The organism is Streptomyces sp. R44 (genome assembly GCF_041053105.1).
Classification (GTDB): domain Bacteria; phylum Actinomycetota; class Actinomycetes; order Streptomycetales; family Streptomycetaceae; genus Streptomyces.
Genome location: NZ_CP163444.1, coordinates 92,961 through 106,032, shown reverse-complemented (window position 1 = coordinate 106,032; position 13,072 = coordinate 92,961). Strand labels below are relative to the sequence as shown.

General features: G+C 69.9%; 15 protein-coding genes and 1 pseudogene. 7 read left to right on the top strand and 9 right to left on the bottom strand.

Features of this window, described 5'->3' with window-relative positions:
* Positions 1 to 93: 93 nt before the first annotated feature.
* Positions 94 to 948 (bottom strand): alpha/beta fold hydrolase, encoded by an 855-nt coding sequence (locus AB5J54_RS00545; protein WP_369141866.1) that lies wholly within the window; start codon positions 946 to 948, stop codon positions 94 to 96.
* A gap of 78 nt (positions 949 to 1,026) precedes the next feature.
* Between AB5J54_RS00545 and AB5J54_RS00540 the strand changes: the two genes are divergently transcribed.
* Positions 1,027 to 1,995 (top strand): DUF5937 family protein, encoded by a 969-nt coding sequence (locus AB5J54_RS00540; RefSeq protein WP_369141865.1) that lies wholly within the window; start codon positions 1,027 to 1,029, stop codon positions 1,993 to 1,995.
* 248 nt (positions 1,996 to 2,243) lie between these two features.
* Here AB5J54_RS00540 and AB5J54_RS00535 read toward each other — a convergent pair whose 3' ends face one another.
* From AB5J54_RS00535 to AB5J54_RS00525, 3 genes are all read right to left on the bottom strand, one after another.
* Positions 2,244 to 3,116, bottom strand: coding sequence for a haloalkane dehalogenase (locus AB5J54_RS00535; RefSeq protein WP_369141864.1), 873 nt, complete (start codon positions 3,114 to 3,116; stop codon positions 2,244 to 2,246).
* 119 nt (positions 3,117 to 3,235) lie between these two features.
* Positions 3,236 to 3,640 carry a pyridoxamine 5'-phosphate oxidase family protein gene (locus AB5J54_RS00530; RefSeq protein WP_369141863.1) on the bottom strand — a complete coding sequence of 135 codons (405 nt, stop codon included), beginning with the start codon at positions 3,638 to 3,640 and terminating at the stop codon, positions 3,236 to 3,238.
* Complete coding sequence (locus tag AB5J54_RS00525; protein ID WP_369141862.1) at positions 3,637 to 4,329, bottom strand: NAD(P)-dependent oxidoreductase; 693 nt, start codon at positions 4,327 to 4,329, stop codon at positions 3,637 to 3,639. The genes AB5J54_RS00530 and AB5J54_RS00525 overlap by 4 nt, the downstream gene beginning before the upstream one ends.
* 76 nt (positions 4,330 to 4,405) lie before the next feature.
* Between AB5J54_RS00525 and AB5J54_RS00520 the strand changes: the two genes are divergently transcribed.
* Positions 4,406 to 5,002, top strand: coding sequence for a TetR/AcrR family transcriptional regulator (locus AB5J54_RS00520; RefSeq protein WP_369141861.1), 597 nt, complete (start codon positions 4,406 to 4,408; stop codon positions 5,000 to 5,002).
* A gap of 74 nt (positions 5,003 to 5,076) precedes the next feature.
* Here the strand turns inward: AB5J54_RS00520 and AB5J54_RS00515 are convergent, their stop codons facing one another.
* Together AB5J54_RS00515 and AB5J54_RS00510 are read right to left on the bottom strand one after the other, a co-directional pair.
* Positions 5,077 to 5,892 (bottom strand): DUF427 domain-containing protein, encoded by an 816-nt coding sequence (locus AB5J54_RS00515; RefSeq protein ID WP_369141860.1) that lies wholly within the window; start codon positions 5,890 to 5,892, stop codon positions 5,077 to 5,079.
* A 22-nt stretch (positions 5,893 to 5,914) separates the two neighbouring features.
* Entirely contained in the window at positions 5,915 to 6,865 is a 951-nt protein-coding gene (locus AB5J54_RS00510; protein WP_369141859.1) for a 2OG-Fe(II) oxygenase family protein, read from the bottom strand.
* Here AB5J54_RS00510 and AB5J54_RS00505 point away from each other — a divergent pair.
* The 5 genes and pseudogenes from AB5J54_RS00505 to AB5J54_RS00485 all read left to right on the top strand — a co-directional run.
* Complete coding sequence (locus AB5J54_RS00505) at positions 6,818 to 7,447, top strand: leucine-rich repeat domain-containing protein (protein WP_369141858.1); 630 nt, start codon at positions 6,818 to 6,820, stop codon at positions 7,445 to 7,447. The two genes, AB5J54_RS00510 and AB5J54_RS00505, sit on opposite strands and share 48 nt — an antisense overlap.
* Positions 7,448 to 7,764: 317 nt before the next feature.
* A complete protein-coding gene (locus tag AB5J54_RS00500) occupies positions 7,765 to 9,012 on the top strand; it encodes a histidine kinase (protein WP_369141857.1) in 1,248 nt (415 codons plus the stop codon).
* Positions 9,000 to 9,353 carry a hypothetical protein gene (locus AB5J54_RS00495; RefSeq protein WP_369141856.1) on the top strand — a complete coding sequence of 118 codons (354 nt, stop codon included), beginning with the start codon at positions 9,000 to 9,002 and terminating at the stop codon, positions 9,351 to 9,353. Before AB5J54_RS00500 ends, AB5J54_RS00495 begins: the two co-directional genes overlap by 13 nt.
* Positions 9,328 to 9,816: a hypothetical protein gene (locus AB5J54_RS00490; RefSeq protein ID WP_369141855.1), complete on the top strand. Its 489-nt coding sequence runs from the start codon at positions 9,328 to 9,330 to the stop codon at positions 9,814 to 9,816. The genes AB5J54_RS00495 and AB5J54_RS00490 overlap by 26 nt, the downstream gene beginning before the upstream one ends.
* Before the next feature lie 81 nt (positions 9,817 to 9,897).
* A pseudogene (locus AB5J54_RS00485) lies at positions 9,898 to 10,339 on the top strand (IS630 family transposase); the annotation flags it as partial.
* A 75-nt stretch (positions 10,340 to 10,414) separates the two neighbouring features.
* On the opposite strand, the gene AB5J54_RS00480 reads toward AB5J54_RS00485, so the two are convergent.
* The 3 genes from AB5J54_RS00480 to AB5J54_RS00470 all read right to left on the bottom strand — a co-directional run bounded on the left by AB5J54_RS00480 (position 10,415) and on the right by AB5J54_RS00470 (position 12,976).
* The gene (locus tag AB5J54_RS00480; RefSeq protein WP_369141854.1) at positions 10,415 to 11,041 is read right to left on the bottom strand and encodes an XRE family transcriptional regulator; all 627 of its coding nucleotides are present in this window, start codon (positions 11,039 to 11,041) and stop codon (positions 10,415 to 10,417) included.
* 125 nt (positions 11,042 to 11,166) lie between these two features.
* Entirely contained in the window at positions 11,167 to 11,829 is a 663-nt protein-coding gene (locus AB5J54_RS00475) for a response regulator (RefSeq protein ID WP_369141853.1), read from the bottom strand.
* The gene (locus tag AB5J54_RS00470; protein WP_369141852.1) at positions 11,804 to 12,976 is read right to left on the bottom strand and encodes a sensor histidine kinase; all 1,173 of its coding nucleotides are present in this window, start codon (positions 12,974 to 12,976) and stop codon (positions 11,804 to 11,806) included. Before AB5J54_RS00470 ends, AB5J54_RS00475 begins: the two co-directional genes overlap by 26 nt.
* Positions 12,977 to 13,072 lie beyond the last annotated feature (96 nt).

The following is a 13,072-nucleotide window of genomic DNA, read 5'->3' as shown; positions in this document are numbered from 1 at the left end:
ACGAGCCGCCTTTGACCTCCGTGGCAGCTGACGGTCCGCCATGACTCGGAGTCCCTCGGAGAGCAGTTACCGGACAGCCGCTGGAAGGAGCTGTCAGCTGACCCCGGAGAGGAAGCCTTCCACCGTCGTCGTGAACACGTCTGGATCGTCCAGCCACGGGTAGTGACCGGCGGCCGGCTGGACGGCGAGTGTCACGTCGGGGAAGAGTGATGCGGCATCGGCGGCGGACTTGGCGGTGGGCCACAGGTCCATCTCGCCCGCGAGGAGCAGTACCGGGCAGGGCAGGGCGTCCAGGCGGCGCCGGAGTTCCTCCGAGTCGGGTGTGTAGTCCTTGTAGTAGTGCTCGCTGACGGGAAGCGCGCGCTGGACGGGGTCGGCGGCGGCGTGGGCGCGGGCGGCGTTGTCCCAGCGGCCGTACATCAGCGGCTCGAAGGCGAATCGGTACGGCTCGGCCGCGGCGAAGGTGTGCGCGGTCTTCATGTGCCCGTACGCCGCCACGGCCTGTGCGTGCCAGGGCTCGGCCGCGCGGGCGGCGATCACCTCCTCCGCGCCGGTGTCGGAGGGCAGTCCGACCGCGGCGAATGACGGGGTGACCAGGGTGAGACTGGTGAGCCGGTCGGCGTGGGCGGCGGCGTAGAGCATGGCCAGGCTGCCGCCCGCGGAGTGGCCGAGCAGGTCCACCCTGTCCAGGCCGAGGTGGTGGCGCAATGCCTCGACGTCGGCGACCAGGCGGTCGACTCGGCAGGTGGCCAGATCGGCGGGCATCGCCGAGCCGCCGGTGCCGCGTGTGTCGGGCAGGATCAGGGTCCGCGTGGCGGACAGTCCACCAAGGTCGCCGAGGTATTCGGCGGCGCGGCCGGGGCCGCCGGGGAGGCAGAGCAGCGGCGGACCGTCGCCGAGCGTGCGGAAGGCGAGCGTGGTGCCGTCGTACGAGGTGAGAAATTCCATGGCGGACAGCCTGCGGGCTGCTGGTCCGGCCCGGCTATCGTTCAGCCACAGCTGAACGGTCAGAGGGCAGGGATGGGCATGGCGGTGGAGATCCGGCTCTCGGCGGCCGAGGTGGCGCGGGTACGGCTCGCTCTGTCGCCGCTGGCCGAGACGGTGCTGGGGGTGCGGGCGGCGCTCGGGGTCGGCGGGCACGAGGTGCACCGGCCGTGGGTGCGCGAGGTGCAGCCGGTGCTCGCGCAGGAGCCGGAGTTGCCGTTGCTTCGGGCGCTGCTCGAAGGCTGCCTGCCGTCGTTCCTCTTCCCGGTGCCACAGGAGCGCCTGCCGGCGTTCGAGGCCGAGTTGGCGGGCTTGCGGGTGATGGACCCGGCGTACGTCGCGGCCGAGTGCGTCGCCGCGCTCGGTGCCGCCCGGGCCGGGAAGCTGCCGGGGCCGGCGGTGCTGCTGGAACGGGTCGCCGATGCGCTGACGCGCTGCCATGCCCGGCTGGTGGCCCCGCACTGGGGGCGCATGCGGGCCGTGCTGGAGGCGGACCTGGGCCGCCGCGCGGTGGCGCTGGTGGACGGCGGGGTGGAGGGGCTCTTCGCTCAGTTGCACGGCGATGTGGTGTGGAGGGAGGGCGAGTTGGTGGTGCACGGGCGCCGCCGTTCGGGTGCGGTGTGGACGGTCGAGGCGGACGGGCACGGGCTGATCCTGATGCCGTCCGTCTTCGGCTGGCCGGACGTGATCGTCGACTACTCCCCGCGTACCGCCGCCTCCATCCGCTACCCGGCGTCCGGCGTCGGGCTGCTTTGGGAGAAGCCCCGCGCGACGCCGGCCGGCCTCACCGCCGTCCTCGGCCGCACCCGCGCCGCCCTGCTCGCCGAGCTCGGCGAACCGCTGAGCACCCCCGACCTCGCCGCCCGCCTGGGTGTCACCGCCAGTGCCGTCTCCCAGCACCTCGGCGCGCTGCGTGGTGCGGGGCTGGTGGCGACCCGCCGTACGGGCCGTACGGCCATGCACCTGCGCACCCGGACCGGCACGGCGCTCACGGCAGAGCCGTTGGGCTGACCCGGGCCGGGCAGTGCCTCGCCCCTCGGCACCAGACTCACACAGGGTGTCGGCGGGCGTCCGGCCACGACCACTCCCCGACAACCCGACGCCGGACGTGCGCATCAGCGCCCCGCCAGGTGCCGCACGCATAGTGCGGGACGACTGCTGCCCGCATGTCGATTTCTGGCTCAGGATGTGTGGACTGTGCACGTGGAGTGACGCCTCAGCGTCGGGTCGGCCTCGTGACCGGCACTCGGCGAGGAGGCCTACCGGCGCGTCAGCCCGTGGCGGTCGGCCCAGTCGTTGATCGCCGCGGCCAGTTCCTCGGGGCGGTCCTCCGGGGAGTGGTGGCCGGCGACCCCGTGGCGGGAGATCTCCAGGCCGGCGATGTTCTCCTCGCACCAGGCCACCGCCCCCTGGTCGGTCATCGCGCCCGGTCCGGGCTCGAACGCGGCTAGCAGCTTGGGGGTTTCCAGGCTGGCGGCCAGCCAGGCGTCGTAGCGCTCGACGCGTGCCACGACATCGGCGGGCTCGTCGTCCAGCGGCATCATGCGCGTCCACGCCAGTATCGGACGGCGGCTCTGCGGGGTCGGGAACGGGCGGCGGTAGACCTCCAGGTCGACGGGGTCGAGCGGGGTGGCGAGCGTGCCCGGGAGCCCCTCGATGAACAGCGACTTCTCCAGGATCATCTCCTCGCCGACCCCGGGGGTGCGCAGGAGGGTGAACAGCTCCCGCCCGGCTGCCGGGAACTCGTCACCGACGAGCGGCTTGATGATCGTCTCGGTGAAGGCGAGGCCACGGACGCGGCCCGGGAGGCGGGCGGCGCGGTCGAAGGCGAGGGCGCCGCCCCAGTCGTGGCCGACGAGGACGGCCTCGTCGAGCCCGAGAGCGTCGAACCAGGCATCGAGGTATCGGGCGTGGTCGTCGAAGGAGTAGGCGAGGTCGGGCTTCCCGGAGTCGCCCATGCCGATGAGGTCGGGGGCGAGAAGGCGGCGACCGGGCGCGGCCACGCCCGGCAGGACGTTGCGCCACAAGTGGGAGGAGGTGGGATTGCCGTGGAGAAAGACGAACGGCAGTCCGTCGGGGTCGCCGGACTCGCGGTAGTGGAGCGTGGAGTCGAGGACGGGGATGGTGGGCATGGCGGTGTCACTTCACTTTCGGTGATTCGAGGAAGTCAACTTCGGTGATTCGGTGATTCGGTGATTCGGGAAATCGGGAAATTCAACGGGGGATTCGTACCGGGGACTCACACCGCGAGTCATAGGTTGAGGCTCAGGACACGGTCGACGGCGATCTCGATGACGGCCAGGTCCGGTGGGGCGGGCGGGGCCGCCCGGTAGCGGGCGGTGTAACGGCGGATCGCCTCGGCCAGGCGTACGGGGTCGTCGGTGACGGTGGCCCGGCCTTCGAGGGTGGCCCAGCGCAAGCCGTCCACCTGGCAGAGCGCGACGCGGGCCCCCGGGCCGGCGGCTGCCACGTTGCGGGCCTTGCGGGCTCCCGCCCGGGTGGTCACGCGGGCCAGGCCGGAGGCCGCGTCGAAGGAGAAGCGCACGGGGGCGACGTGCGGGGTGCCGTCGGGGCGGAGCGTGGTCAGGGTGGCGGTGTGGGGGCGGGTGAGGAACCCCTTTATGCCAGGCGTGAGTTCGATGGTCGCCCGGCTCACTTCTTCTTCACGCCCTCGTTCCAGATCAGCTTGGCGATGTTCGGCTTCACGGCCGTGGTGATGACGCCCATGGCCGTTCGGACGTACCGCCGCTCCTCCAGCTCGCGGAGCATGCTCGCGGCGAGGTCCACGCGAGCGGTGAAGACACCGTCGGCGCTTGTCTCGGTCGTGCGGTAGTCCGTGACGACGGGGTGCTCGAAGAGGCCCGAGGGCCGTACGAGGGTCCAGTCGAGGTCCGTGGCGCGGATCTCGTCCTCCATGCGACGCATGTCCTCGTGGAGGGTGCGGCCCAGACGTCGGTTCACCAGCGGGTCGAGCACGTGGTTGAAGAAGTGCGCGCCGGTGGGGCGCCAGTTCGGATCGGCGATGCTGGAGCTGACCACGAGCAGTCGCTTGATGCCATGGCGGGCCATGCCCTCGGTGATGGCGGTGGCGCTCGCCGAGTACGTGGTGATGGTCTCCTTGCTGAAGCGCGCACCCAGCGCGGACAGGACGGCGTCGGTCCCGTCGAGCGCGGCGTGGACGGCAGCGGGGTCGGTGGCGTCGGCGACGGCCACCGTGAGACCGGGACGCGCGGAGAGGGAGCCGGGCCGGCGGGTCACGGCCACGACCTCATGGCCGGCGGCGAGGGCTTGGTCGGTGAGGTGGCGGCCGGTCGGTCCGTTGGCGCCGAAGACTGCGATACGCATGATGTTGAGCCATCCGTTCGGGTGATTGTCGGAACGCCCTTGACTGTGCCGATCACGAAACGCAGGCTCAACGCTGATGAATAACGCAGCCCCTGCCCCCGCCCGCACCCGAGGCCGTCCCCGAGGCAACCCGCCGACCCGCGAGTCGATCGTCTCGGCGGCCCGTGCGCTGTTCCTGGAACGCGGCTACCGGCGCACCACCTTGCGTGCGGTGGCCGGGGTCGCCGGAGTCGACCCGGCGCTGATCTCGTATCACTTCGGCTCGAAGAAGGGCCTGTTCGCGGATGTGATGCAGTTCCAGTGCGCCAACGCGCTCGCGGTGGAGGACGTCCTGGGCGGTGACCCGGCGACGCTCCCCGGCCGTCTGATCGACGCGGTGACGGATCTGTGGGAGGACGCCGACTTCCGCCGGCTCACCGCGCAGGGCGACGAGGCCGCGGAGGTGATCCGCGAGTACCTGGAACACGAGTTGCTGGCCCGGCTTGTTGAATTTCTCGGCGGCCGGGATGCGACCGCCCGCGCCACGGCCGTGGTGACCATCCTCGGCGGTCTCATCTACACCCGCTACCTCAACCCTCTCCCCACCCCCGCCACCCTCACCCCTTCCGAGACCCGCCGCGTACTGATCCCGGCACTCCGCGCAGCCCTGAGCCCACGTCCGCGCACCGCGTGACGGCGCCGCCACCCGTTGCTCCAGGCCGCCGTGGACTGCCGTATCCGTCGAGACGGATACGGCAGCGATGCTCGTCAGTCGTGCGGGGGCTTTGCGGGCGTCCTGGTGAAGTGGGTGACGGGGCGTTCCAGGCGTTCGCCGTCGACGGTGATGTCCACCTCCTCGTTGTAGAAGGCGAGGAGTCCCTTGATCGGACCCACCGCGGGCAACGGGTCCGGGTAGCTCCAGACGACGTTGGGCGGTACGTCGGCCTCGCCACGCCACGACCAGTACTCGGCCGTCCCCTTGTACGGGCAGCCGGTGCTGCGGTCCGTGGCTTCGAGCAGGTCCAGACGGACGTCCTCGCGCGGGATGTAGTACCGGGTGGGCAGGCCGGTCTCGAACAGCAGGACCGGACGGTGGCTGTCCGCGACGACCGTGCCGTCGATCGCCACCTGGACGTGGCGGCTGCTGCGGATGGCGTCGACGCGTTTGTGCGGGTCGCGGGGGTGGATGAAGATCTCTTCCTCTTCCTCGTACCAGTGGTCGAGACCCTTGCCGGTGCGCAGGAACCACTCGAAGGCGATGTGGTCGCTCAGGTCTGCGGAGGGGAAGGTCCAGGCGGCGTTCTCCAGCAGCTCGCCGTCGACATGAAGGTCGTAGAAGATCTGCGACCCGGTGTGGGCACCGGCCGGTGGGTTCTTCGCCGGGCGCAGCAGGTCCTCACGGACCTCCTTGCGCGGGAAGGCGTACGCCGGGACGGGGACCCCCGGTTCCCAGACGAGGACGGGATGTCGGCTGTCGACGACGGTGACATCGCCCTTGCGGCCGCGGACCCAGCGCTCACTGGGTTCCCACCGGAGGCCTTCGGGGGTGGTCCGGACGTCTCGCGCGGTGGGGAGTGTGGTCATGCTCGGTTCTCCTTCGACTGGTTCAGGCGGTGACTTCGGCGACGAACGGGCGGTTCTCCCGCCATGCCGCGACCTGCTCGGGGCGGCCGAAGACCCGCAGGTACTCCTCGACGTGACCGTTGGCGCTCTCCCACACCGACACGGGTTCGAAGTCGGAGCCGTCCGGGTCGGCGAAGGCCGCCAGCGGTTCCACGACCGTATCCAGGCTCGGGTGCGCGAACAGCCCGGAGGAGCGGCGCGTCACCGCGCCGCCTGCCACCACGCGGTGCCGTCCGGGCCGCAGCCGGCCGTCGGTCCAGTTGGCCAGCAGGGTACCGGTGAAGATCTGGAGGGCGCCGGGGCGGATCGGCACGGGGATCCAGGTGCCGTCCGGACGCTGGCCCTGCAGGCCGGCGTAGTCGCCCTCCTGATGCAGCACGGTGACCACGGAACTGTCGGCGTGCTCCAGGAGGAGGAGTTTCTCCTCGTCGGACGTGTCCGCGCTGTCCGCGCCGTGCGGCCAGGTGGGGTAGTTGTTCACGATCAACGTGGTGTACGCGTCGTCGCCGAGCGGGACCGTCTGCGCGGGTACGTCCAGCACGCGTGCGTAGAGACCGACGACACGGCGCGCGACGTCCAGGAAGGCATCGTGGTAGCGGCGCGCAGCGGCACGCACGCCGGGCTCCTGCGGCGGCCAGACGTTGGCGTGCTCGTAGAGGGTGGCGTGCTCCGGGGAGAGCCCGGCAGCCAGGGCAGCCTCCGTGTCGTCGTACTGGGCGATGCTGAACCGTTCGAGTTCCAGGCGTCCGAAGTCGTCGGGCCATTGCCGCCAGCCGCGGAAGGGGTGTCCGGTGGGGCTGGTCAGCTGCTCCTTCTGCTCGCGGGGCAGGTCGAGGATGCGGCCGAAGCCGTCGTTGAACTCGGCGATCACCTCGGGAGGGACGCCGTGGCCCACGACCTGGATGATGCCGATGGTCTCGGCGGCCCGTCGCACGGTGGCCAGCAGATCCTCGGGGGCGTCGTCGGCGAGCCCGCAGCCATCATCACCCTGCCGCCGAGCATCGCCAGGCTGACGGCGGTCAAGCACCTCGTCCTCTATGGCAGCAACCTGGTCCGGATCCCGCCCGAGATCGGGGCAATGACCAGCCTGGAGGAGTTCACCCCCTACACCTCCTACCGGCTGCACTGGTTCCCCTACGAGATCACCCGATGCCGGAAGCTGATCCGCAGCACAGTGAGCACGCGCGCGTTGTTTGGCAACTACAAGATGCGACCGCCGTTCCCACGGCTACGGCCTTCCCCGGACTCCGTCGTGGACCTCGATCTGGGACACCTGGATCCCCGACGCTGGGGCACCACCGCCATGCACAGCTGCAGTGTCTGCGACCGCCCGATCGGACAGAGTGGACTCCATCAGGTGTGGATCTCACTGCGCGTGGCCACTGAGGTATTGCCCCTGCTGGTCAGCGCCTGCTCATTGGCGTGTGTCGCCACGCTGCCCGGCGGTGCTCGCGACTACATCCCCACACCGCACAAGGGCGGCCGGGTCGACCAGCCGACGTCCGACTGGGACTGACCCGCCGAAAACCTTCTCGCCCGGCGTTCACCAGAAGTGACCACAGCCAGATGCCTGTGGCTCGAACGTCTGGGCGGGGAAGCTGACGCTGCCGATGGGGAAATACGCGATCGTCGACAGACGCGGCTCACCGGGGCATAATGCCGGTTCCACCGGGCCCGGTCTACCTGCCGGCGGCCAGCACAAGCCGACCTACCGACCCGAGATGCTGTCCGCCCACAGGCCAAGATCAAGATCTACAGCTGGTACTAGGTTCACCATGGGATCGGGTACAGGCTTCATGGCACCGTCCTCCTGCGGTGCCCTAGCGTCGTGCCATGACGACTCCAGCTGGACTGAGACGCACGGTCCTCCGGGCGCAGCGGGACACCGGCTTTCTGGCCGCTGGTGTGCTGCCGCACCTGGCGCTGGTGCCCGTGTGGGCCTGGGCGGCGACAACTACCGCCAGGACGGGGAACTGGCTCCTTACGGTTTCCGTGTCGGCCGCTCTGGTCCTGCTCGGCACCCCGGTGCTGACGGCCGTTCAGCGGGCGCGCTACCGGGTGCTCATCGGTGTGGACGTCCCCCGGCTCACCCCCACCGCGCCGGAACAATGGACGTGGGCCTCGACCGCCCGGTGGCTCGCCGCGACACGGCCTTGGCGCAAGATCGGCTACCACCTCCTGTTGGGCCCGCTGCTCGCGCTGCTGGAGCTGCTGGTGCTCGCGGTGGCAGCGGCGTGCATGGCGGGCGTCACCGCCTACGCCTGGTCTTGGGCGCTGCCAACCGGAATCCGCCAGGACTGGTTCGGCTACCTGACCCAGCTGCCGGCTTACGCAGCGGCTGGACTCCTCCTCCTGCGCGCCCTGGCCTGGACCGCGCGGGCAGTAGCCCGGGCCGAGGCGTGGCTGGCGTTGGGCCTGCTCGGGCCGAGCCGGGCGCAGCGGCTCCAGGAGCGGGTCGATCAGCTGGCCGTGAGCCGGACCGACTTGATCGAGGCGGTCGACGCGGAGCGCCGCCGGATCGAGCGCGACCTGCACGACGGTACCCAGCAGCGGTTGGTGTCTCTCGCGGTCAACCTGGGTCTGGCCATTGCCACCCGCCCGGACCTGCCGAGTGATGCCCGCGAGGTGATCGCGAGAGCGCACGTGGAGGCGAAGGAGGCGATCGCCGAACTCAACGACCTGGTGCGGGGGCTGCACCCGGCCGTGCTCGAAGACCGGGGTCTGGACGCGGCGTTGTCCGGGCTGGCTGCCCGCACGCCCCTGCCGGTGCGGCTGCGGGTCGATCTGGAGGAGCGGGTGGCGCCCAAGGTGGAGTCGGTCGCGTACTTCGTGATCTCTGAGGCGCTGACCAATGCAACGAAGCATGCCAACGCGATGCGTGCAGAGGTGATGGTCAGCCAGGTGGGCGAGGTACTGCGAGTGCGCGTCACCGACGACGGGCTGGGCGGTGCCGACGCCGCCGCCGGCACGGGGCTGACCGGGCTGGCCAAGCGGGTCGGCTCCCTCGACGGAGCCTTCCACGTCAGCAGCCCCATTGGCGGTCCCACCACCATCACGGCGGAGCTGCCGTGCGCGCGGTGATCGCCGAGGATTCGGTGTTGTTGCGGGTCGGCCTGATCGAGCGGCCGCTGCTGATGCCGTTGCCGGAGGAGCCTTTCGAGACGGGCCGACTGTTCACTCCGAGGGTCGACCGCTACAGCCAGATCACGGTCCGCACGAACCGCTACTCGGTGCCGGTCCGGCTGATCGGCAAGCGGGTCCGAGTGGTACTGCACGCCTACCACCTGGTGGTCTACGACCGGAACGTGGAAGTGGCCCGGCACGAGCGGCTTATCGCAAAGGGTGGCTGCCGCCTGGATCTGGACCACTACCTCGAAGCCCTGATCCGCAAGCCGGGTGCACTCCAGCCTCAGGGGAAGTAGCCGGCGGCCCATCGGAGCGCAGCAGAGCCCGCAACTCGCCAGGGGTGACAGGCCCTGGGTCACCAAGGGGCTGGCCGACATCGGCCGGCCAACTGGGACGGAAGCGTTCGACGAAGTCTGTGAAGTCGGTCCGCAGATACCGCGAGTCAGACGGCTTCAGCCGGATCTGTTGGCGGCTGTCTGCCCACCAGATCTCGAAATCGGCAACCGTGCCTTCCACTGGCCAATCCTTGCCCTCGTCCGGCAGCAGCATGACGTCGACGAAGCCTCCGACGCTCAGGCCTATGTCCACGAAGATCCCGATCACTCCGGGCCGGGGAACCTTCACCACGGTGCCCTCGAAGACCTGCCCGAAGCGCAGGTCCCTCCGTATCCGAGCCCACTCGACATCTGTCACCACGAAGAGATCATCGCACCTTCGTCCGTTCACCTCAGCGACACGGCACTGCCGCCCCTCTCGTGAGCATCCAGGAGTCGGCTGATGACCAACCGCTGCCGAAACCCGTGGTCAAACGCTGCTGTTAGACGTGAACGAGGCCAGGCTGTCGACGACATCAGCCACGAGGGCCTGCGCATCCTGCTCCGCGAGGAGGGCGTTTGCTTTCAACGCGTGAAGACTTGGAAGACCTCACTCGACCCCGACTACGCGGTCAGGAAGGCCCGAGTCGAGCACCTCTACGCGATGGCCGACGGCGAGGTCGTCCCCGAGCCAGGGAACCCGGGGGTCGTGTTCTGCCTGGACGAGTTCGGGCCCCTCAACCTCCATCCTCATTCCGGCCGCCAGAGGGCCGAACGGGCGACAAATACAAGGACCCCGACCGTGAACGTCGGCCCCGCCGGCACGCGACCTACACCCGCACAAACGGGTCCATCACCTGTTCGCCGCCTACGACCTGGGCAAGGACCAGCTGTACGGCCACATCAAGCCGAGGAAGCACCGCACGAGGTTCCTGGAAGTCTGCCGATACCTGCGTAACCTCCACCCCAGTGCCTCCACGCCGTGATCAACAGGGCAGCGTCCCGACTCAGCGCCAACGCCGCGTCGTGACTCCGCCTGTCAGCTACCGCTTACTGCCGACATCGAGTCCAGCGATGACTCTGACGTCTGCTTCGGACATGCCCAGAACTTTGGCGATCTCCTGGGTGAGAAGGGGGTGTGGGTTGTGGCTTCCGTTGCGAAGCATGTGGATGGTGGACATCGATCGTGCGGTTTCCCTCGCCATCGCCCGGACCGGAATCCCGCGCAGGTCCATCAACCCGGTGAGCATCCTTGCGAACGGATGCGGCTCCGGCCGCCCAGCCGGGGCGACAGCAGGACCGAGGACCACGTCGCCGATCTTGGCTTGAAACCGGATCAGTTGGTCACCAGCAAATCCGACCTTCGCGATGAAAGGCAGGCTTTCACCACTGCCGGAACCGACCACGCCCGGCACTGCCACCTCCGTGAACGTCGAAGGGTGACCGTGATGATCACTGTCGATCTCCAGAGGAAGACCGGGTTCGACGTGGCTGATCTGCCAGTCGCGATTCCACCAGGGAAGGTCCTGCAGCACCTCGTTGAAGAAGGAAGGCAGCACAGTGAGATCCACCGGGTCCGGAGGGTTCTTCTGACCGCCCCAGATGACGCCGGGCCAGTACGTCAGTGCCGCGATCACATCCATCGTCAGCGTGCGGTTGGCAATCTCCATGCCCGCACTCTCCCACCAGCCGACAAAGCAAGCTCTCGCTACCAGGCAAACGTTGTCTGCCGCCGCACTAGGGCTCGTATCGAGTCGTGATAACCGCACTCACCGGACAGGGCCCGGCACCCGGATCAGGTTCCGGGGAGGATACGGCGCGTTTCGTAGGCCCACATCGCGATCTCAACCCGGTTGCGGGCGCCGAGTTTGGCCATCAGGCTGGCCAGATGCGTCTTCACCGTGCTGAGGCTGATGTGCAGTGCATCGGCGATCTCGGTGTTGGTCAGCCCGCGAGCGACGGCGAGGAGCACCTGCTCCTCGCGGGTGGTGACGGGGGAGACCGGCTGGGCGACGGGCCGGCCGGCGGGCAGGTCTGAGAATGCCTGGAGCAGACGGACGGTGACGCTGGGCGCGATGAGCGCCTCACCGTCGGACGCCGACCGGACGGCCTGGGCCAGAAGGTCCGGTCCCGTGTCCTTGAGGAGGAATCCGCGGGCGCCGGCACGCAGTGAGCCGTAGACGTACTCGTCGAGGTCGAACGTGGTGATGACGACCACGGCCAGCGGGTCGGGGACGCCCGGGCCGGCGAGCAGCCGGGTGGCCTCGAGCCCGTCGAGTACGGGCATGCGGATGTCGAACAGGCAGACGTCGGGGCGTAGTTCGCGGGCCAGACGTACCGCTTCCCGCCCGTCGGCGGCCTCGCCGACCACCTCGATGCCGGGCTGGGCGTTCAGCATGATCCGCAACCCGGTGCGGATGATCGTCTGGTCGTCAGCGACGAGGACGCGGATGGGCACCGCTCTCGGTCCTCCCTCTCGGCAGTTCGGCTTCGACATGCCAGCCCTGGTCGGCGCCGGGGCCGGCTTGTAGTGTGCCGCCGAGCAGCGTCGCGCGCTCGCGCAGTCCGGTGAGTCCGTATCCGGCACGGCCTCGGCCGGTGCGCTGGCCGTTGTCGCGCACGCTCACCCGTACCGTGTCCCGTTCCGCGGTGACCCGGACGACGACCTCGGTCGCGTTGACCGCATGGCGCATGGCGTTGGTCACCGACTCCTGCACAATGCGGTAGACGGCCGCGTCAACGGCCGGTGGCAGCGTGTCCAGTTCGCCGTCGAGACCCAGGTCGACCCTGAGGCGACCACCCGGGGTGCGCACCAGGCGCTCCAGATCCGCGACACCGGCAGGGGGCGCCAGCTCGGCGCCGGCCCCGCGGTCGCGCAGCGCGGCGACCATGGCTCGCATCTCCTCCAGTGTGCGCGCCCCTTCCTCCTCGACCCCCTCCAGCGCCTCGACGGCGGCGGACGGGTCGGTGCCCGCGAGCACTCGGCCCGCCTGGGCGCTGATCACCATGGCCGAAACGTGGTGGGCCACCGTGTCGTGCAGTTCCCGGGCGAGCTGCTCGCGCTCGCGGGAGCGTACCTGCTCCAACTGCCGCTCGCGAGCGGTCCCCCAGAACCGTACGGAGGCCCCGATCAAGCCGGGCAGCGACAGGAAGACGAAGCCCCCGACCTGTTCGGCGGCCGGGGTTTCGTCTGCGACGACACCCAGCGCGAAGGTCGTGAGGATCACCGCGCTGCCCAGCACGATCTCCCGTCCCGATCCCCACCGGGGCAGCGCGTACACCAGCACGAGCACGACCATGCTGGTGTCCAGGCCGACGTGCTCGCCCGGTGCGGCGACCAGCGAGGCCAGCTGGAGCAGGATCACCGAGCCGAACCCCAGCGTGACCATGGCCAGTGGCTGGGTCCGGCGCCACAGGGGCAGCAGGCACAGCCATACGGCGAACAACACCGCCACCGGCCGCCACACGACGTTCTCGCGCAGGGTGGCCTCCAGCGTCACAGCGCCCAGGCTCACGGCGAGCAGCGCCCAGTCCCGCCACACCCGGGCGGGCGCGTCGGGCGGCCGGGGTTCGGTCCACAGGGTTCGCAGGTCGTCTCGCAGCACGTTTCTCAGCTTAGGGGCCGCGCCGTGCCGCGCATCGGCCGAAAGTACGGGGTGTCACTCGGCCCCGGGGCCGAAGGATCCGCGGCCCGCGAGCCG